The following is a 19,659-nucleotide window of genomic DNA, read 5'->3' on the forward strand; positions in this document are numbered from 1 at the left end:
TAGGCCAACCTAAAATTTGATGAGTGAGAAACGGACGTGGACGAGACGGAACGTGCTTCGAACGGGGGGAGCGCTCGCAGGCGTGAGCGCGATGGCGGGCTGCATCGGGGACGACGGGTCCTCGGACGGCGAAACCGCATACACGGTATCGATGCCGCCGGTCGGCGACGTCGAGTTCGAGGGCGTCCCGGAAAACTGGGCGGCCAACAACGGTAGCTGGGCCGACATGGGGATCGCACTGGGCCAGGACCCTCCCGCGGCCCTCTACCTCACCCACCGGTACCACACGCAGTACTACGACGAAATCCCCGACGTGAGCGTCGATCCGGACGAGGACGATATCGACGCGCTCTGGGCGGACGAACTGACCGTCGAGGAGTTCATAGATCTGAGCGAGGACGTGGATGTCTTCGTCATGGACCCGAACTTCCTGAAGGGTCAAGGCGAGTGGAGCGACGACGACATCGATCAAGTCGCGTCGACTGGGGTGCCGTTTTTCGGCAACAGTATCTTCTCGCGGGATTACGGCTTCCACGACGATTACGAGTACCTGACACTGTACCAAGCGTTCGAGAAACTCGCCGAGGTCTTCCAGGAAGAGGAACGCTACGAGGAGTTCGAGGCGCTACACGACGAGTTCCAGACGACACTCGAGGACACCGTCCCCGCGAACGATCCCCAGGTCGCCGTCTTGTGGCCCCTGGATGACGTTTTCCTCCCGTATATCGTCGATGAGGGAACGAGTTACAAACCTCTACAGGACCTCGGGTACGAGGACGCGCTCGCGAACACCAACGTTGAGGACTTCCACAGCGGACGCGGCGAGGTTGACTACGAGACGCTGCTCGAGGTCGATCCGGACAATCTCTTGCTGCGCAGTGAAGAGTACGAGTCTCGGGAGGAGTTCGTACAGGGCACCGTCGAGCCGATGAAAGATCACGACGCCGCACAACAACTCACGGCCGTCCAGAATGACAATATCTATCGGGCCGGTCCGCTCTACCAAGGGCCAATCATCAACCTCGCCGTCACCCAGCAGCTGGCCGAGCGGCTCTACGGCATCGACGAGCAACTGTACGACCCGCAGGAAGTCAGCGACATCGTCAACGGCGACTTCTAGGCGACCGCTCGGTCGAAACCGGTGACACGGCACGCATCCGGATCGACTCGCGCGCTCGACGCACTCGAGTCCGAATCGCTCAAGTACGCCACGCTACTATTCAGTCTCGTGTCGAAGCAGGTCCAGCAGGTCGATACCATCTTCTGTCACGAAACCGGTGGCGACTTCCTCGTCGTCGTCGAACGTGACGGGAAGCGGCTGTTCCGTGCGAAACTCGAGCTCTCGGAAACCTCGGCCGGGCCCCGCCCCGCGAAGTTCCGGCTGAAGGAGGGCTCGAGCGAAGAGCCTCGCCAACCCGACGAGTTCGTCGAACTCGCCCGCCGAGCCAAGCGGATCCGCATCTCCGAACAGACCTCGAGCGCGGGTCGGCGCGACCTTCGGGAAATGCTTGCGGGCTACCAGCTCGAGGACAAAGTCAAGACCGTCCGGACCTGCCGCTACTGCGCCGGTGCGGGCCGATACTCGCCGATCACTACCGAGACCGCCGTCAAAGACGACACCGACTGGATCTGTACGGACTGTGCGAAACGCGAACTCGAGCGCCAGCTTTCCTTTTCGGGCGGCGGCGAGGTCTCGGGTGCCGCCAAGGAGCGCCTCGAAGACCTCATGCTGGAGGTCCAGGATTTAGAACGGATCGTCAACCTGCTCAAGGGACAGCTCGATCCCGATCTGACGAAGTTCGATACCATCTCGGCGACGACCGAGGAGGTCGACCCCGTTCGGACGGACTCGTTGAACCTGCATCCGGGCATTCAGAACCTGCTCGAGGACCGGTTCGATACTCTGCTCCCGGTCCAGAGTCTCGCGGTCGAGAACGGCCTCCTGGATGGCGAGGACCAACTCGTCGTCTCCGCGACGGCGACCGGAAAGACCCTCGTCGGCGAGATGACCGGCATCGACCGCGTCCTCGAGGGCAAGGGGACGATGCTCTTTCTCGTCCCGCTGGTGGCGCTGGCCAATCAGAAGTACGAGGACTTTCAGGACGAATACGGCCACCTCGTCGACGTCTCCATCCGCGTGGGTGCGAGCCGGATCGCCGACAACGGCAACCAGTTCGATCCGAACGCCGACGTCATCGTCGGCACCTACGAGGGGATCGACCACGCCCTGCGAACGGGCAAGGAGATGGGCGACATCGGAACCGTCGTCATCGACGAGGTCCACACCCTCAAGGAGGAGGACCGGGGCCACCGCCTCGACGGCCTCATCTCGCGGCTCAAATACACCTGCGAGCAGCGGGCGGCGCGCCGCGACGAGTACGACGGCGCACAGTGGGTCTACCTCTCGGCGACCGTCGGCAACCCGACGCAGCTCACCGAAGCGCTCGAGGCCACGCTCATCGAGTTCGAGGAGCGGCCGATCCCGATCGAACGCCACGTCACCTTCGCGGACGGTCAGGAGAAAGTCCGGGTCGAGAACAAACTCGTCAAACGCGAGTTCGACACCGAGTCCTCGAAGGGGTATCGCGGGCAGACGATAATCTTCACCAACTCCCGGCGGCGCTGTCACGAGATTTCGCGAAAACTCGACTACTCGGCCGCCCCCTACCACGCCGGGCTGGACTACAAGCGCCGGAAGACGGTCGAACGCAAGTTCGGCGACCAGGAGCTCTCGGCGGTCGTCACGACCGCCGCGCTGGCTGCAGGGGTCGACTTCCCCGCCTCGCAGGTCATTTTCGACTCGCTGGCGATGGGTATCGAGTGGCTCTCGGTCCAGGAGTTCCACCAGATGCTCGGCCGCGCGGGCCGGCCCGACTACCACGACACGGGGACGGTGTACGTCCTCGTCGAACCCGACACCGTCTACCACAACTCGATGGAGATGAGCGAAGACGAGGTCGCCTTCAAACTCCTCAAAGGAGATATGGAGTCGGTGATGACCCACTACGACGAGGCCGCGGCCGTCGAGGAGACGCTCGCGAACGTCACTGTCGGCGGCAAGGCTGCGAAGACACTCAACGACCGCATGCTCGGCGACGTCCCCACGAAACACGCTATCGGCAAGCTGCTGCAGTACGAGTTCATCGACGGCTTCGAACCCACGCCGCTCGGTCGCGTGGTGACCGAACACTTCCTCGAGCCCGGCCAGGCGTTCACTCTTCTCGACGGGATCCGGAAGGACGCCCATCCCTACGAACTCGTCGCGGATATCGAACTCCGCGACGAGGACCTCTAATCAGGCCAGCGGTGCGATCCGTGACTGTCACTGGCGCAGCGAACGGCGGCCACGATCGTTTGTGAGCCGTCTCGACGGCCGGAACGGTAAAGGACGGCAGCGTTCAATCGATAGCCAGTACGGGCATCCGACCCGGAGCTGTCACCATGGACACGACGACGCCAGCCGCGATCGATCCGCCCGCGAACGTGTTGCTCGTCCACTCGAGACGAGCAGCGCCAAACGCCTGCGAAGAGCTGTGTTACGACGACAGCGACACGGCTCATCTCGCGGTCACCTTCGCCGACGAGGAGCCCGACTGTCCCGACGAGGAGGCGATCGACGGCCCGCTCGGTCAGCTCACTATCGGGGAGGTCCTAACCGATGCCGGCGACGAATCGGAGCCTGATTTCACCCGGCCGGTCGTCACCGATTCGGTGACCGATCCAACCGACCTCTCCGCGATCGGCGTCGCAGTCAGCCGGTTTTGTAAACACTGGGACGAAACCGGCGGGGAGATCACGATCTGTTTCGACTCGCTCGACGCCCTGCTTCGCCACAGCTCGCCGAAGGAGGTCTTCCAGTTCGCACACGTCCTCACGAACCGGCTCTCGAGCGTCGACGCCTACGCCCACTTTCACTTCGATCCGGCGCGCCACGAGGACCGGGTCATCTCGACGTTCGGGACGATTTTCGACGCCGTCGTCGCCGACGACGAGACCCACGAGTCGCTCCCGGAAGCGACCGACGAGGACGTCGCGGCGTTACTGGCCGAGTGGGACGAGGAGTCGACGGTTGATACCGGATCCGATGCGGTCACCGAAGCGACCGACGAGGACATCGCACGTACTCTCGGAAACTGAGACGGAAACGGTCCGTCAGTTCCGGCGCACCCGCGACCCGCCAGACGGGTGCGCTGGGACATCGGTACGGCAGACCGTATGAATCGACGGTTCGACGCCGATCAGCGGGGCTCACGGAACGAAGGCGACACCAAATAGCGAGAGCGCGAGCACGAGCAACGAGCCCGGAACGCCACCGATCGCGACGATTGCAACCGTCAGTGGCGTCACCGCCACTCCGACACCGAAGACGACCTGGGCGAGGTACAACACCACGAGTCCACCCACCGCGTTGACGATGAAGGGTCTCGCGACCTCGATGAGCTGTGCCGCCACGAGGACGAGTACCAACACGAGAATCAGAAGCAGTATCTCGAGTCCGGTCATGGCTGGCGCTATCACGGCACCGGGCAAAACCGTTCGGACCGTAACGAAACGCTTTATGACGTGGGCGCGGTTTGCATAGATACGGGATCGTGGGTTAGCTTGGTATACTTCGGGCCTTGGGTGCCCGTGACCCCGGTTCAAATCCGGGCGATCCCATATTGCTGCCGCGAACAAACTCGTGAGCGGCAGCCATTGGAAAGAGCACGGATTTGAACCTCGGAAGTCGCAGCGCTCGAGCGAAGCGAGAGCGACCGTCTTCCGTTAGTACAAATCCGGTCGGTCCTACCGCGAAAATAAGGCTTACGCAACCCTTATACACCAGTTTTCCTCAAATCGATAAAATTCTGTGTGAGAACGGTTCTCAGCAGTCGCTCTTCCCCTCCCTTAGTGAAAACAGGCCCACCCACCGACTCACCCACCCAGTGAGTGGTCTGTCGGCTGTTCGATTATCCGCCGCAAGCGACGGAACCGTCTTTGCTACCCTCAGATGGGGAAAACATGGAAGCCCCGCGCAGGTCGCCATCGAAGGCGGCGACCAGCTTGTTACCTTCCCATTCGCCTCGAGGCGAAAAACACGGTCGGGATCGATAGGGTGGCTCTTGACCACTGTTGCACTATCTCTGTCGTGACGGAGCGATGGTCTTCCGCTGAGTCAAATACCGAGTGATTTCGCTGGGGTATCAAAACGCGTCGTGAAAACTGAGTGCCGAGGATCGAAGCATACGGGTTCGGGGTGTGACAATCTCCGGTGCTAGCCGGTTGCGGGGCCCACACGGAGTATGGTCACAATGGCCACAGGGGATTCGGATAGCCGTAGTGATCGTTTTGGTATTCGTCGTCATCACCTCACTACTCCATAGCGTATGTTCAATAATAAAGCTTTTTATCGAGGTAATCGCCCTAGATGGGGCGGATAACATGGCCGAACGTGGTTCTAATGCCGCATTCTCTTCGATATCAAACGTTCGAAACGTGCCGCTATGGGCGTTTGTGACCGTCTTCCAAATCCGTCCCTGTCGCGGGCAGTATCGACCGATCAATCGACGCTCCGACGAGGCGCGCAACACCGATCAGGGAGACGAGGTTGGCTGCTCGAGCCGAGTGAACGAGCCGTCACCGCAGACGCAGTCTTCGCTCGTGCCCAGCGGGCGGATCGAGCCCGTCGGCGAGATCGCGCCGACGAGGATCGCGTCACAGTTCTCACAGCGGACCGCGGCTCGCGTTTGAGTGGATTGCATTGCCATGGACTGAGATCAAGCGGCTACATCGCTATTAGTACGGCTCCAACGTATGAAGGTGCTCGAGTGCCCCTCGATTCGGTATCGACCGGAACAGGTGGATCTGTCACCTGTAGAGGGCCGATTTCGAAAGCGAATTCGAGAACGTCGGTAGAAGACGAATCGAGGTGCGAACTCGCCTCGATCTCTCGCCCTGCCTACTCGAGGAACCGATCGCCGACGTAGATCACTCCCGCAGCGACGAGGCCGACGGGAATCGCCATGGCGATCAGGGGGACGAGCACGTCGCCGAGATCGAAGAGATCGGTTCCGCCGCTCCCACCGGTGCCGCCGGTGTCCGCGCTATCGGTACTGGGGGAGAAGACGACGGTGACGAGGACGCCGATGATCGTCATCACGACGTAGCCGAGCGTCCCGCTTGCGAAGGCGGTGATCATCGCTTCGCGCGTGTCGGCCATCTGCCGATCGAGCTGAAGCCCACTGATCGCACCGAGTATCGGCCCGGTGAATACCATGACGCCGAACAGGACGATCATGAAGAACGCGACGACGAATCCGCCCTCGTCGGAGCCGTCGAAGAGCATCCGGGTGCCGAGCGCACCGGTCAGTCCGAACCCGGCACCGACGATGGCGAAAATCGATGTCGTATAGGTGAGATACCCCTTATTTCGATCGTCGGAGAGAACGTCCGAGGCGGAACGGTTCCCTTGCTGGTGTGGCTCCCGTCTGGGAGTCGAGTCGGCAGTCGATTCAGTCGGTGTTTCTCGAGACACGACGTGTCGGTCCAACCGCGTTCAGTTAAGAATAGCGGCCATCTCGGGACTGTATTGGACCTCCGGATCCTGAGTCGTCCTCGAGCCTCGAGGTCGCGAGAGACACTGACCGACCGCACAGACGACTGCGACCGTCCGCAAGCCCAACGGTTTCGGTGTCACTTCGATTGACAGGAAACATGGTCTCTCACGGCTCGCGGTTCCGACGCTGGCTCATCAACGGGATCGTGATCACGATTCCGCTGGTTGCGACGCTGCTGGTAGTGATGGTCGTTCTCAACTTCATTCGCAGTGCGATCTCACCGGTGACCGCCGGCGTCACCTATCTCTTGGCCGACGAACCGCCGGCCCTGGCAATCGAGTTTGTAACGCTGCTCTCGCTGCTCGGCGTCTTCCTGCTGGTCGGCCTCGTCGCGGAGCACACGTCCGGCAAATACCTCTCGAAGCGAGTCCACGCGGTGATGGAGACGATCCCCGGCGTCAGCACCGTTTACGAGAGCGTTCGCCGGGCCAGTCGGCTGCTGGTCGATGACGACACGGATCAGTTCCAGGACGTGAAACTCGTCGAGTTCCCTCACGAAGGCGCGTACATGCTCGGCTTTCTCACCGCGGAGACGCCCGCCGTGGTCGAGGCAAGCGCGGACGAAACGGAGATGGTGACGATCATGGTCCCGCTCGCGCCGAACCCGGCGACGAACGGCTACGTCATGCACATGCCCACCGAGAAAGTCCACGAGGTCGACCTGACCGTCGAGGAAGCGTTCCGATCGATCGCGACGCTCGGCGTCGCCGCGGATAGTCTCGGTGAGGCCACGAGCGGTGCCGATTGAGACGGACTGCTGTCACCCTCATTCTTGGCCCCCGACATCCAAAACAGATTGGCCGTAGTTACATACCGTCGGGGTCGAACGAACGACTGTGGCCGCGCGGCCAACCGGTCGACGGGAATACTGTACACGGCGTGTGGTCCACGTCGGCCTGCCACGAAACAGGGTCGACGGGTTCGACGTGGACCGAATCGATTTTCCGATTTCTCGAGGGCACGGACACGGCTTCGTATCGCACCCGACCGACGGAACGATGGCGGCTCGAAGGCGGAGACCGGCTCTGGCTCGTCTCCGTTCAGTTTCGCCCCGGTATACGACCATTTATACCCGATGCCGGTCCTAGAACGGTGCAATGGCGCAAGCGGGAAATTCCGAACTCGTCGACGCGTTCGAGCAGTTCTTTCGTAACTACTACGACAACGAGGTCAAACAGCTTGCCCAGCAGTATCCCAACGAGCAGCGATCGCTCCACATCGACTGGCAGGACCTCTACAAATTCGATCCCGACCTCGCGGACGATTTCCTCGCACAGCCGGAACAGCTCCAGCGCTACGCCGAGGAGGCGCTGCGCCTCTACGACCTCCCGATCGACGTAAGTCTCGGGCAGGCTCACGTCCGAATCCGGAACCTCCCGGAGACGGAGTCCCCCGAGATCCGGGAGATCCGCGCTCGAGAGATGAACTCCCTCGTCCAGGTCCGGGGGATCGTTCGCAAAGCCACCGATGTCCGGCCCAAGATCGAGGAATCCGCCTTCGAGTGCCAGCTCTGTGGTACTCTCACCCGCGTCCCCCAGTCCAGCGGCGACTTTCAGGAACCCCACGAGTGCCAGGGCTGTGAACGGCAGGGCCCGTTCCGCGTCAACTTCGACCAGTCCGAGTTCGTCGACTCGCAGAAGCTGCGCATTCAGGAGAGTCCCGAGGGGCTGCGCGGCGGGGAGACCCCGCAGTCGCTCGACATCCACATCGAGGACGACATCACCGGCGAGGTCACGCCCGGCGACCACGTCTCCGCAACCGGCGTCCTCCGGCTCGAGCAACAGGGCGACCAGCAGGAGAAGTCGCCGGTCTTCGACTTCTACATGGAGGGGATGTCAGTCGAGGTCGACGAAGAACAGTTCGAGGACATGGACATCACCGACGAGGACAAAGAGGAGATCATCCGACTCTCGAGCTCCGAGGGCATCTACGAGCAGATGGTCGCCTCCATCGCGCCCTCGATCTACGGCTACGATCAGGAGAAGCTCTCGATGATCCTCCAGCTGTTTTCCGGCGTGACGAAGCAGCTGCCCGACGGCTCGAGGATTCGCGGGGACTTGCACATGCTGCTTATCGGTGATCCTGGTACTGGTAAATGCGTCCGCGGAGATACGAAGGTTACTCTCGTAGACGGACGAGAGGTCCCGATTCGTGATCTCGTCGAATCAAATCTCGAGGACCCGAAACCGATCGATGACGGCTGGTACGACGAAATCGATCTCGAGGTTCCGTCCCTGCAGGACGACGGTTCAATCGCCCCACAGCGTGCGACGAAAGTCTGGAAACGCAAAGCGCCCGAGCAGATGTATCGCGTGCAGACCTCGAGCGGACGGGAACTCGAGGTGACGCCGTCGCATCCGCTGTTCGTTCCCACTGCGACCAGCTTTCAGGCAACACGCGCCGACGAACTATCCGTCGGTGACACCGTCGCTGCGATGGAAACGCTCGTAGACCCAGTCGGCCAGTCAGACCCAAAAGAAGTGCTGGCTGATGGTGGCGTAGCGACTATCTCTGGTACCGTCGAGACGGATCGAATCGTCTCGATCGAGACACTCGAGCCCGACTACGACTGGGTGTACGACCTCGAGGTCGAGAGCACTCACAACTACGTCTCGAACGGAGTCATCTCGCATAACTCCCAGATGCTGAGCTACATTCAGAACATCGCTCCTCGCGCCGTTTACACCTCCGGGAAAGGCTCGTCCTCGGCGGGTCTTACCGCCGCCGCCGTTCGCGACGACTTCGGTGACGGCCAGCAATGGACTCTCGAGGCTGGGGCCCTCGTCCTCGCCGATCAGGGGATCGCCGCCATTGACGAGCTAGATAAAATGCGATCGGAAGACAGGAGTGCCATGCACGAGGCCTTAGAACAACAGAAGATCTCGGTCTCGAAGGCCGGAATCAACGCGACGCTCAAGTCCCGCTGTTCCCTGCTCGGTGCGGCCAACCCCAAGTACGGCCGCTTCGACCAGTACGAGCCGATCGGCGAGCAGATCGACCTCGAGCCGGCGCTGATCTCGCGGTTCGACCTGATCTTCACCGTGACGGACCAGCCCGACGAGGAGAAAGACCGCAACCTCGCGGAACACATCATCACCACGAACTACGCGGGCGAGTTGACCACGCAGCGCGAGGAGATGACGTCGATGGACGTCTCGACCGAGGAGATCGACGAGATGACCGCGCAGGTCGATCCGGAGATCGACGCCGAACTCCTGCGCAAGTACATCGCCTACGCGAAACAGAACTGCCATCCGCGGATGACCGAGAGCGCTCGCAATTCGATCCGGGATTTCTACGTCGACCTGCGTGCGAAGGGGTCCGACGAGGACGCGCCGGTCCCCGTGACGGCGCGGAAACTCGAGGCACTGGTGCGCCTCTCGGAGGCCAGCGCTCGCGTGCGACTGTCGGATACGGTCGAGCAGGTCGACGCCGAACGGGTCATCGAGATCGTTCGCTCGTGTCTGCAGGACATCGGCGTCGATCCCGAGACCGGCGAGTTCGACGCGGACATCGTCGAGGCCGGCACCTCGAAGTCCCAGCGCGACCGGATCAAGAACCTCAAACAGCTGATCGGCGACATCGAGGAGGAGTACGACGACGGCGCGCCGGTTGACATCGTCCTCGAGCGAGCCGAGGAAGTCGGCATGGATCAGTCCAAGGCCGAACACGAGATCGACAAGCTCAAACAGAAAGGCGAGGTCTACGAGCCGAGTACGGATACGCTTCGGACGACGTAGGACGAGTGGCGGACCGACATGCTCGAACGTGCCTTAGAGCTCTCTGAGATTCATGACGGTCGATCGGATCGTCACGGCAGCGACGTCGGCCACCTCCGCGGCGTCGGACTGGGTTACCGACGGCCACTCCTCGCGTTCGCCGGTGGCCTTGTAGAGACAGCCCGCAGCGACCCCGCTCGGATTGCGCCCGCCGATCAGCCCGGCCTCGAGCAGGGCGTCGACGTGCTCTCGCGCACGCCGCTCGACCGCCTGTCCGAGGTCGAGTTTCGACGCGTACCGCGGGAGATACTGCGTGGGATCGATCGGCCCCGTCGGCAGACCGAGTTCACGGTTCAAGGCGTCGTAGGCGACGGTGAGTTCGTCGCTGTCGGCGCGCGCGACGGCGGCGATTTCGTCGATCGTCCGGGCGATCGAGCGCGTTCGACAGGTCGCGTAGATCGCGGCGGCGGCGAAGCCTTCCAGCGACCGCCCCTGCAGGAGGTCTTCGGACTGGGCGGACTCGAAGAGCGCGCAAGACTGCTCTCGAGCGGAGTCCGGTAGTGAGAGCAAGGCGGTGATCCGCCTGATTTCTGCGAATCCGTACACCTGATTTCGTTCGGCCTTCGAGGAGATTCGGGCCCGGTTGTGCTCTCGGCGTAATCGAGCGATCTGCCGTCGTTTTCTGCCGGTTAACCGAGAACTGTACCCCGAACTCGAGCCGGAGCCGTATCCGATCTCCGTCGAGAGCCCGCGATCGTGTCTCGAGCGGGTTAGCGGGGCTCCGGTGCGTCTCGGGTCGGTGTCCTCGTCGTCGAACGACCGCCACTCGGGACCGTGATCGATCGCGTCCTCTGCCGAGACAAGTCCGCACTCCTCACAGACTATTTCGGTATCCCTCTTCCGCAATCTGCCATCACATTCGGGACAGACTATAGACGTATCAGCATTCGCCATTGGTTATTTCATTCCCTATCTACCACTGGCTTCCGCTTAATATTTAAACTGTTGGAATGTCTAAAGGAAACTGTGGGGCTGGAGGGAAAGAACAGGGGGAGGCTATCGGTCGACTAATCGCGCCAGCAGGGACCGTGACTGCGATTCCGACTCGCGGGTCGCCGTCTTGTCGTCCGCTCGATCGGCCAACAGTTGTTCGTACTGATCGATGACCGTCTGTCGGCGTCGTTCGCTGGTTTCGACCAGTTGCTCGAGGGCGGCGATCCGGGCGCGAAGCCGCGCGCGTTCGATCTTGTAGGCGAGCGGCGGTTCCCGTCGATCCGAGTCGGGGGAGGGCCGTTGCAGCGGGCGACCGTCTCGATGGTCCGATACGGCGGGTCCGTTTGGATACCTGTGTTCGGTTCGTTCGGCACTGAAGTGGATGGGCCTTGGACCTCGTTGCTCGGCGGACATGGCTCGACAACGCCTACCATACCGTCCCGGAAAAAGCTCAGTCAGTCGGGCGTCAGACGCGTCAGACGCGGGTCGTCCGTCCGAACGACGCTACTCCTGCAGGTGCTCGAGCACTCCCTGCGTGTCGGCCGGCACGGGTTCGGGTTCGCTGCCGGCGGCGGCCGCGGCGTCGGGGTCTTTGAGCAGGTGGCCGGTAGTGAGACAGGCGACGCGCTCGTCGTCGTCGACGATTCCCGCTGCGCGAAGCTTTCGGAGACCGGCGACGGAGGCCGCGGAGGCGGGCTCGACGCCGATCCCTTCGCCCGCGAGGTCGCGCTGGGCCTCGGTGATCGCCTCGTCGGAGACCGCGACGGCGGTACCGCCGGTCTCGCGGATGCCGGGTAGGGCCTTGGGCGCGTTGACCGGGTTGCCGATTCGGATCGCGGTCGCGCGCGTCTCGACGTCGTCCCAGCGCCGGACTTCGTCGGCCCCGTTCTCGATCGCCTCGACCATCGGCGCGGCACCCTCGGCCTGGACGCCGGTCAGTTTCGGGACCTCGCCCTCCTCGAGTTCGCCCGCGTGGACGAGTTCGCGGAATGCCTTGTACAGCGCCGACGTGTTACCTGCGTTACCGACCGGGAGCACGATCCGGTCCGGGACGGTGTCGTAATCGGCGAGGAAGCCCTCGAGGATCTCGAGGCCGATCGTCTTCTGGCCCTCGAGTCGGAAGGGATTCAGCGAGTTCAGCAGGTAGGCCTCGCCCTGCCCCGCGAGTTCCTGAACGATGTCCAGACAGGCGTCGAAGTTGCCGTCGACCTCGAGGATGCGCGCGCCGTGAAGGCTCGCCTGGGCGATCTTGCCGGCGGCGACCTTGCCGGCGGGGAGGAGCACGAGCGTCTGCATCCCGCCGCGGGAGCCGTAGGCGGCCAGCGCGGCGCTGGTGTTGCCCGTCGAGGCACAGGCCAGTCGGCCGACGCCGAGTTCTTCGGCGACCCGAACGCCGACGGTCATCCCGCGGTCCTTGAACGAGCCGGTCGGGTTCATCCCCTCGTGTTTGATCCGCAGGGTCTCGACGCCGATATCGTCCTCGAGACGAGGGACCTCGTACAGCGGCGTCGCCCCTTCCTGAATCGAGACGCCCGATTCGAACGGCAGCGCGTCGGCGTAGCGCCAGACGCCCTCACCCTCGAAGTCGTCGAAGGTGGGCAGGTCGGCGTAGCGGACCTCGAGCAGCCCGTCACACTCGTCGCACGTGTATCGGACGTCGTCGAAGGGAGCGAAGGTGTCGCCGCACTCGATGCACTCGAGCCAGACGCCCTCGTCGGCGTCCGCAGGTTGTTCCGGTTGATCAGCCGAGAGACTGAGACTCATTGTCGGTCGAGAGGGAGGCGAGGGGGAAAAAGTGACTGGATTCGTCGGTGGGCGACCCGCTGGACCGCGTCGCTGACCTCGTTTCGGTGACGTGACGACGATGCTCGAGTCAGTCGATTCCCCGAACTGCGAACCGGATCACCGCAGTCCCCGTGATTAGTGGTCGGTACCCCTTTCCCCAGCGTTACAGCAGGACCAGCGCGATCAGGGCCGCCGGCCCTAACACCATGAGGAGCGTCGCGAGTACCAGTCTGAACGACATGGGTCGCGTCACTCCTCGATCGACTCAGATATAAGCGCAATAGATTGTTCAGCTATATGAACACACGGCACCGGTGACCAATATCGGATTGACCGCGGAAACGAGCGATTTCTCCGACGGTTTAGTACCCCGACGAGCCAGCGCAGCGAGTGTGCTCGGCTACGCGAGTTCTTCGGAACGTCACTCACCGCTCACGCAAACAATCTGGACCAAAAAGCCGACCGCTCGTTTCACTCGCGGTCGGCCATCTACTCGAGCAGCCAGCTCAGCAACGCCTTCTGGGCGTGAAGTCGGTTTTCCGCCTGATCGAAGACGATCGAGCGGTCGCCCTCGATAATGTCGTCGGTGATCTCCTCGCCGCGGTGGGCCGGGAGACAGTGCATGACCGACGCATCGGGGGCGTGCTCGAGCAGCTCCGAACTGACCTGAAAGCCCGCGAAATCGTCCATGCGGACGTCGCGTTCGTCCTCCTGGCCCATGCTGATCCAGACGTCCGTATAGATGATATCGGCGTCGGTGACCGCCTCGACGGGATCGGTCGTGGTCGTCGGATCGCCGCCGAGTTCGCGAGCCCGCTCGAGGACGGCGTCGTCGACCTCGTAGCCCTCGGGCGTCGCGATTGTCAGATCGACGTCCGTCAGCGCACAGCCGAGCGCGAACGACTGGGCGACGTTGTTGCCGTCGCCGATCCAGGCCGCCGAGACGTCCTCGAAGCCGTCCTCGTGTTCGCGGATCGTCAGCAGATCCGCGAGCGTCTGGCAGGGGTGGGCGTCGTCGGTGAGCCCGTTGACGATCGGAACCGAGGAGTACTCCGCGAGCACTTCGATGTTCTCGTGTTTGAAGACGCGAGCCATCACCGCGTCGACGTACCGCGAGAGCGCACGCGACGTGTCTTTCAGCGGTTCGCCCCGCCCGAGCTGGATGTCGTCTTCCCCGAGGAAGATCGCGTGTCCGCCGAGCTGTGTCATTCCCGTCTCGAAGGAGACCCTGGTACGGGTACTCGCCTTCTGGAAGAGCATCCCCAGGGTCCGCCCGGAGAGGTCGGCGTGGTCCTCGCCGGCTTCGACGGCGCGTTTGTACTCGTCGGCCGTATCGAGAACTGCGAGCAGTTCCGCCTCGGAGAGGTCGTCGACGTCGAGGAAATGTCTCGGCTCCGTCTCGTTCGTTGCTGTTGTCATGGTATGATAAATCGTCTGCGTGTACTCGTGCTCAGTCCTCGCTAAGCGTCCGCGCGACGCGCTCGAGGATCGCTACTGACTGATCGAACTCCGACAGCGGCAGTCGTTCGTCGGGCGCGTGATCGAGGTCCGAGTTGCCCGGCCCGTAGGTGACCATCGGACAGTCCCAGGCCCCGGCGTAGATGTTCATGTCGCTCGTGCCGGTCTTTCGCACCAGGCGAGGATCGCCACCCTCCTTGCGGATGGCGACGCGAAACGCCCGTGCGACCGCCGTTCGCGGGCTCATCATCACCGGCGGGACCTTATCCTTCCAGGTGACGGTCCCGACCTCGAGTTCGGCCTCCGCGGCTTCGCGGACGGTCCCCACGGTGAGCGCTGGCGGCACGCGCAACTGGACGTCCATCGTCGCCTCGACGGAGAGGCCGTCGGCGCTGACGCCGCCTTCGATATCGACCGGCTTGGTCGTCACCTGCTCGAATACCGGTTCGTACTCGTCGCCCTCGAAGCGGTCCTCGACGGCCGACCACCAGCGGACGGCGTGTTGGATCGCGTTCGGGTCCGGCCGGGAGGTGTGGCCGGACTCGCTGGTCGCGACGTACGTGCCGGCGATCAGTCCGCGATACCCGAGCGTGATCCCGTCGGCTCCGGAGGGTTCGCCGTTGACGACGGCGTCCGGTGGCTCCTCGCGGTCGTCGACCAGATAGCGCGACCCCTTCGAGTCGATTTCTTCGCCGACGACGCCGACGAAGGAGACGCCGGTGCGGACGGCGGCGGCCGCCATCGCGGCGAGCGGCCCCGTCGCGTCGACGCTGCCGCGACCCCAGAGGATCTCGTCGTCGCCGGTCGCTTCGACCTCGACGGGGATGTCCCCCGGCACGGTGTCGATGTGTGAGGTCAACAACACGGCGTCGTCCGCCGGCGCGCGGACGTTTCCGACCGCGTCGATCCAGACCTCCCGGTCGTGGGCCTCGAAGAAGTCCACGAGGCGTTTGGCCGCCTCGCGTTCCTCGCCGGTCGGCGAGGGGATCGAAACGAGATCGACCAACAGCTCCCGGGCGTCCGCCGCCGTCACGTCCGTCGGCTCGCTCGAGTTCGCGTTCATGATTCGGTGTCGGATGCGACGACCGCGGTCAGCGCGTCCACGAGTCGGTCCGCCTCCGCCTCTTCGATCACGAGCGGGGGCAGCAGACGCAGAACCGTTCGACCCGCGGGAAGCGCCAGGACCTGGTGGTTCATCGCCAGATCGCGAGCGGCGCGGTTCGCGCCGCGTTTCAACTCGACGCCGACGAGCAGTCCGTCGCCGCGGATCTCGCGGACCTCGTCGCCCAGCGCCGCCTCGAGTTCTGCCGTGAGATAGTCCCCCATCTCGGCTGCGTGGGCGGGCCACTCCTTTTCGACCAGCGTCGAGACGGTCGCGTGAACCGCCGCGGCGACGACGGGGCCGCCGCTGAACGTGGCGTTGTGCGAGGCCGCGCCGTCGGCGATCCAGTCCTGCACCGCGACCGCGCCGACGGGGAGGCCGTTGCCCAGCCCTTTCGCCGTCGTGAGCACGTCCGGCGTGACGCCCGCGTTCTGGCAGGCCCACATCTCGCCGGTGCGGCCCATCCCGGTCTGGACCTCGTCGAAGACGAGCGCCGCGCCGGCCTCGTCGGTGCACTCGCGGGCGGTCTCGAGGTAGCCCGCGGGCGGAACGTTGATCCCGCCTTCGCCCTGAATCGGCTCGAGGATGACGGCCGCGGTCTCGTCGTCGACGGCGGCCGCGAGCTCTTCGCCGTCGCCGTAGGGGACGAACTCCACGTCGCCGGCCAGCGGCTCGTAGGGCTTCTTGTACTTGTCCTTCCAGGTCGCCGCGAGCGCCCCCATCGTCCGCCCGTGGAACGAGCGGGTCGCGGCGACGATCTTGGACTCGCCGGTCGCCGACCGGGCGAACTTCAAGGCGGCCTCGTTGGCCTCGGTCCCGGAGTTGCAGAACCAGGCGGACTCGAGTCCGTCGGGCGCCGCCGCGACGAACGCCGCGTAGGCGTCCTCGCGCGACTGGATGGGATAGGAGGAGTCGACGAACGTTAGGTCGCCGACCTGCTCCTGGACGGCCTCGACGACCGCGGGGTGGGAGTGACCCAGCGGCGTGCACGCGAAACTCGCGCCGGCGTCGAGGTACTCCGTCCCGTCGGCAGTGTAGAGATACGGTCCTTCGCCGGTCTCGAGCCCGATCGGCTTGCTCCCGGAGATGAAGTCGAGGTCGCTCATTCTGCGGCCTCCTGTGCCGTCTCGTCCGCGTCCGCATCACCGAGCGCGCCGGGCTCGAGGGTCGTCCCTTCCCCCGCGAGCGCGCTCGTAATCGGCTCGTCGGCGTTCGCGGTCGCGACGATTACCGACGACGCGCCGCCCTCGAGGGCCTCCTCGGCGGCCATGACCTTCTTCGTCATGAACCCCTCGGCGGCGGCTTTGACGGCCTCGAACTCGTCGGGCGTGGAGGCCGTGTCGATCTTGGTCGACTCGTCGTCGGGATCCTCGTAGATCCCCGAGACGTCGGTGAGGACGACCAGATCGGCCTCGAGCGCGCCGGCGATCGCGGCCGCGGCGCGGTCGGCGTCGGCGTTGACCGCGGTGTAGCCGCCCTCCTTCTCTTTCCCCAACACGGGGACGGAGACGACTGGCGTGTAGCCGCCCGCGAGCACCGTCTCGAGCAGGTCGGCGTTGACCGACTCGATCGTGCCCGAGTGGTCGCCGCGCTTGATCTTCTTCTTGCCGTCCTCTTTCACGCGAACGGCGGACTTGCGCTTGCCCTCGAGCAGTTTGCCGTCGGTGCCCGAGAGGCCGACCGCGTCGACGCCCTCGTTGTGCAGACTCTCCACCAGATCGGTGTTGAGCTTGCCCGGCATCACCATCTTGAAGACGTCCATCGTGCGCTCGTCGGTGAAGCGGCCGACGACGCCGCCGGGCGTCTCGACGTAGGTCGGTTCCTCGCCGAGTTCTTCTAAGGTCTCGTCGACGGCGGTCGAACCGCCGTGCGTGAGGACCACGTCTTCGCCGTCCTCGACGAGCGAGGCGACGTCGGCGAGCGCGCCTTCGGGGTCGACGGCGCGCGCGCCGCCGATCTTGACTACGACAGTCATTTACGGAGCCCCCACGGGGTGCAGCCCCGTAAACTCGAGTCCGGCCGTCTCCTCTAAGCCCAGCGCGACGTTGGCGGCGTGGACCGCCTGCCCCGCGGAGCCTTTCATCATGTTGTCGATCGCCGAGAAGACGACGATGCGCTTGTTCGAGGGGTCGAGTTCGAAGCCGACTTCGGCCAGATTCGTCCCGGCAACCGCTTTGGGTTCAGGGTAGCGGTAAACGCCGGAGCCGCCGGCGGCCATGCGGACGAACGGCTCGTCCTCGTAGCAGCCCCGATAGGCCTGCCAGAGGTCGCCCTTCGAGACCGGTCCCGAGGGGAAGACGTGATTCGTCGCGCTCGCGCCGCGGATCATATCTACGGCGTGGCAGGTGAAGGCGACCGAGGTGTCGAGGAACTGCTCGATCTCGGCCTCGTGGCGGTGGCCGGTCGGCGCGTACGGACGGACGACGCCCGAGCGCTCGGGGTGGCTCGAGGCCTCGCCGCCGCCGGCGCCCCCTTCGGAGGAGCCGACTTTCACGTCGACGACGATCTGCTCGCCGCCCTCGAGAATGCCGTGTTCGAACAGCGGGTACAGCCCCAAAATGGTCGCGGTGGCGTTACAGCCGCCGCCCGCGATGAGGTCCGCGCCCTCGAGGTTCTCGCGATTGATCTCGGGAAGCGCGTACTCGGCCCGCTCGAGGTATTCCGGAGCCTCGTGCCCGTCGTACCACTCCTCGTACTGGGCTTCGCTCTCGAGGCGGAAGTCCGCCGAGAGGTCGACGACGGTATCGGCAATGTCGAAAAAGTCGTCGATCCGGCCCATGGAGACGCCGTGTGGCGTCGCCGCGAACAGGACGTCGACGCTCTCGAGATCGTCGGGTTCGGTAAAGCGCAGGTCCGAGCCGCGAAGCGGCGGGTGGACGGAGCCCACGCTCTTGCCGGCCTTCGAGCGGCTCGTGACTTCCGTAATATCGAAATTTGGATGGCCGGCGAGCAGTCGCAGGAGCTCGCCGCCCGTGAAGCCGCTCCCGCCGATGACGCTCGCGGTAACGGTCTCGGCGTTTGCGTCCGCGCCGGTCTCGGTACCGACCGCCATCAGGCGCTCACCTCGAGTTCCTCGTCGGCCGCGGCGTCGGCTTTCGCCTCGAGCCAGTCGACGACGGTACCGGCGACATCGGTCTCGACGGCGCCGTCGAGGGCCTTGAACTCGACCGTGTGGTTGACCTCGTGAACCGTGTAGGAGTCACCGGTTTCCATGAGATCGACGCCGAGCAAGCCGCCACCGACGGCGTCGCTGGCCTTCTGGACGAGCTCTTTCGCTTCCTCGTCCGGTTCGAAGACGTCCGTTTCGGCGCCCTTGGCGGCGTTCGTGATCCAGTGGTCCGACGAGCGGACCATTCCGGCGATCGGCTCGCCGTCGACTGCGAGCACGCGAATGTCGCGGCCCGGCTTCTCGACGAACTCCTGGACGTAGAACACCTTGTGCTCGTAGTGGCCCAGCGTGGCCTTGTGCTCGAGGATGGCCTCGGCAGCCGACTCGGAGTCGATCTTGGCCATCAGACGACCCCACGAACCCACGACGGGTTTGAGGACGCAGGGGTAGCCGAAGTCCTCGATGGCTTCCATGGCCGTCTCCTTCGTGAAGGCGACTTTCGTCGCGGGCGTGGGCACGCCCGCCTTCTCGAGCGCGAGGCTGTTTTTCACCTTGTCGGCGCAGATGTCCGCGGTCTCGTGGCTGTTGACCACGGGGATGCCGTAGGCCTCGAAGAATTGCGTGGCGTACAGGCTCCGACTCGTGGCGAGACAGCGGTCGACGACGATGTCGAGGCCGTCGAACGCCGCAGGGGCTTCCGAGATGTCGAAGGTCTGCTTGCGAACGTCGATCTTCGTGACCTCGTGGTCGCGCTCGCGAAGCTCGCTGAGCAGGAGTTTCTCGTCCTTGCGAATTCGCGAGTAGAGTACGCCGACGTTCACGCGAGACACCTCTGCGTGGGGATCGCGGCGCTACGCGCTCCGCGAACCGGCTGCGCAGGGGACGGTGAAATCGCGC

The 19,659-nt window shown here is 64.1% G+C and carries 17 protein-coding genes and 1 tRNA gene; 6 read left to right on the forward strand and 12 right to left on the reverse strand.

Annotated elements, in window-relative coordinates; all coding sequences use genetic code 11:
* Positions 1–19 precede the first annotated feature (19 nt).
* The 3 genes from LDH74_RS17980 (at position 20) to LDH74_RS17990 (ending at position 4,137) form a co-directional block, all read left to right on the forward strand.
* Positions 20–1,120, forward strand: coding sequence for an ABC transporter substrate-binding protein (locus LDH74_RS17980; RefSeq protein WP_226040057.1), 1,101 nt, complete (start codon positions 20–22; stop codon positions 1,118–1,120).
* A gap of 108 nt (positions 1,121–1,228) precedes the next feature.
* Positions 1,229–3,295 carry a DEAD/DEAH box helicase gene (locus LDH74_RS17985; protein WP_226042557.1) on the forward strand — a complete coding sequence of 689 codons (2,067 nt, stop codon included), beginning with the start codon at positions 1,229–1,231 and terminating at the stop codon, positions 3,293–3,295.
* A gap of 146 nt (positions 3,296–3,441) precedes the next feature.
* Entirely contained in the window at positions 3,442–4,137 is a 696-nt protein-coding gene (locus LDH74_RS17990) for a hypothetical protein (RefSeq protein ID WP_226040058.1), read from the forward strand.
* Positions 4,138–4,248: 111 nt separating this feature from the next.
* Here the strand turns inward: LDH74_RS17990 and LDH74_RS17995 are convergent, their stop codons facing one another.
* Entirely contained in the window at positions 4,249–4,503 is a 255-nt protein-coding gene (locus tag LDH74_RS17995; RefSeq protein WP_226040059.1) for a pro-sigmaK processing inhibitor BofA family protein, read from the reverse strand.
* An 83-nt stretch (positions 4,504–4,586) separates the two neighbouring features.
* Here LDH74_RS17995 and LDH74_RS18000 point away from each other — a divergent pair.
* Positions 4,587–4,659, forward strand: a tRNA-Pro gene (locus LDH74_RS18000).
* A gap of 914 nt (positions 4,660–5,573) precedes the next feature.
* Here the strand turns inward: LDH74_RS18000 and LDH74_RS18005 are convergent.
* Together LDH74_RS18005 and LDH74_RS18010 are read right to left on the reverse strand one after the other, a co-directional pair.
* Positions 5,574–5,741, reverse strand: a complete 168-nt coding sequence (locus tag LDH74_RS18005; protein ID WP_226040060.1) for a hypothetical protein — start codon at positions 5,739–5,741, stop codon at positions 5,574–5,576.
* A 197-nt stretch (positions 5,742–5,938) separates the two neighbouring features.
* Positions 5,939–6,514 carry a hypothetical protein gene (locus LDH74_RS18010; RefSeq protein ID WP_226040061.1) on the reverse strand — a complete coding sequence of 192 codons (576 nt, stop codon included), beginning with the start codon at positions 6,512–6,514 and terminating at the stop codon, positions 5,939–5,941.
* 179 nt (positions 6,515–6,693) lie between these two features.
* Between LDH74_RS18010 and LDH74_RS18015 the strand changes: the two genes are divergently transcribed.
* Positions 6,694–7,344: a DUF502 domain-containing protein gene (locus tag LDH74_RS18015; RefSeq protein WP_226040062.1), complete on the forward strand. Its 651-nt coding sequence runs from the start codon at positions 6,694–6,696 to the stop codon at positions 7,342–7,344.
* 349 nt (positions 7,345–7,693) lie between these two features.
* On the forward strand, positions 7,694–10,336 hold the full coding sequence (locus LDH74_RS18020; RefSeq protein WP_226040063.1) for an ATP-binding protein: 2,643 nt from the start codon (positions 7,694–7,696) through the stop codon (positions 10,334–10,336).
* Between the two features lie 33 nt (positions 10,337–10,369).
* Here LDH74_RS18020 and LDH74_RS18025 read toward each other — a convergent pair whose 3' ends face one another.
* The 9 genes from LDH74_RS18025 to lysX form a co-directional block, all read right to left on the reverse strand.
* Positions 10,370–11,269, reverse strand: coding sequence for a transcription initiation factor IIB family protein (locus tag LDH74_RS18025; protein WP_226040064.1), 900 nt, complete (start codon positions 11,267–11,269; stop codon positions 10,370–10,372).
* Between the two features lie 102 nt (positions 11,270–11,371).
* The gene (locus LDH74_RS18030; protein WP_226040065.1) at positions 11,372–11,722 is read right to left on the reverse strand and encodes a hypothetical protein; all 351 of its coding nucleotides are present in this window, start codon (positions 11,720–11,722) and stop codon (positions 11,372–11,374) included.
* Positions 11,723–11,812: 90 nt separating this feature from the next.
* The gene (gene thrC / locus LDH74_RS18035; protein ID WP_226040066.1) at positions 11,813–13,072 is read right to left on the reverse strand and encodes a threonine synthase; all 1,260 of its coding nucleotides are present in this window, start codon (positions 13,070–13,072) and stop codon (positions 11,813–11,815) included.
* A gap of 510 nt (positions 13,073–13,582) precedes the next feature.
* The gene (argF, locus tag LDH74_RS18040; RefSeq protein ID WP_226040067.1) at positions 13,583–14,512 is read right to left on the reverse strand and encodes an ornithine carbamoyltransferase; all 930 of its coding nucleotides are present in this window, start codon (positions 14,510–14,512) and stop codon (positions 13,583–13,585) included.
* A 31-nt stretch (positions 14,513–14,543) separates the two neighbouring features.
* Positions 14,544–15,614, reverse strand: coding sequence for a [LysW]-lysine hydrolase (locus LDH74_RS18045; RefSeq protein ID WP_226040068.1), 1,071 nt, complete (start codon positions 15,612–15,614; stop codon positions 14,544–14,546).
* Positions 15,611–16,759: an aminotransferase class III-fold pyridoxal phosphate-dependent enzyme gene (locus LDH74_RS18050; RefSeq protein ID WP_226040069.1), complete on the reverse strand. Its 1,149-nt coding sequence runs from the start codon at positions 16,757–16,759 to the stop codon at positions 15,611–15,613. Before LDH74_RS18050 ends, LDH74_RS18045 begins: the two co-directional genes overlap by 4 nt.
* Positions 16,756–17,628 (reverse strand): acetylglutamate/acetylaminoadipate kinase, encoded by an 873-nt coding sequence (locus LDH74_RS18055; RefSeq protein WP_226040070.1) that lies wholly within the window; start codon positions 17,626–17,628, stop codon positions 16,756–16,758. Before LDH74_RS18055 ends, LDH74_RS18050 begins: the two co-directional genes overlap by 4 nt.
* Complete coding sequence (gene argC, locus LDH74_RS18060; RefSeq protein WP_226040071.1) at positions 17,629–18,705, reverse strand: N-acetyl-gamma-glutamyl-phosphate reductase; 1,077 nt, start codon at positions 18,703–18,705, stop codon at positions 17,629–17,631.
* A complete protein-coding gene (lysX, locus tag LDH74_RS18065) occupies positions 18,705–19,583 on the reverse strand; it encodes a lysine biosynthesis protein LysX (protein ID WP_226040072.1) in 879 nt (292 codons plus the stop codon). The genes argC and lysX overlap by 1 nt, the downstream gene beginning before the upstream one ends.
* Positions 19,584–19,659: the final 76 nt, after the last annotated feature.

This window comes from Natrinema sp. DC36, from assembly GCF_020405225.1.
Taxonomy (GTDB): domain Archaea; phylum Halobacteriota; class Halobacteria; order Halobacteriales; family Natrialbaceae; genus Natrinema.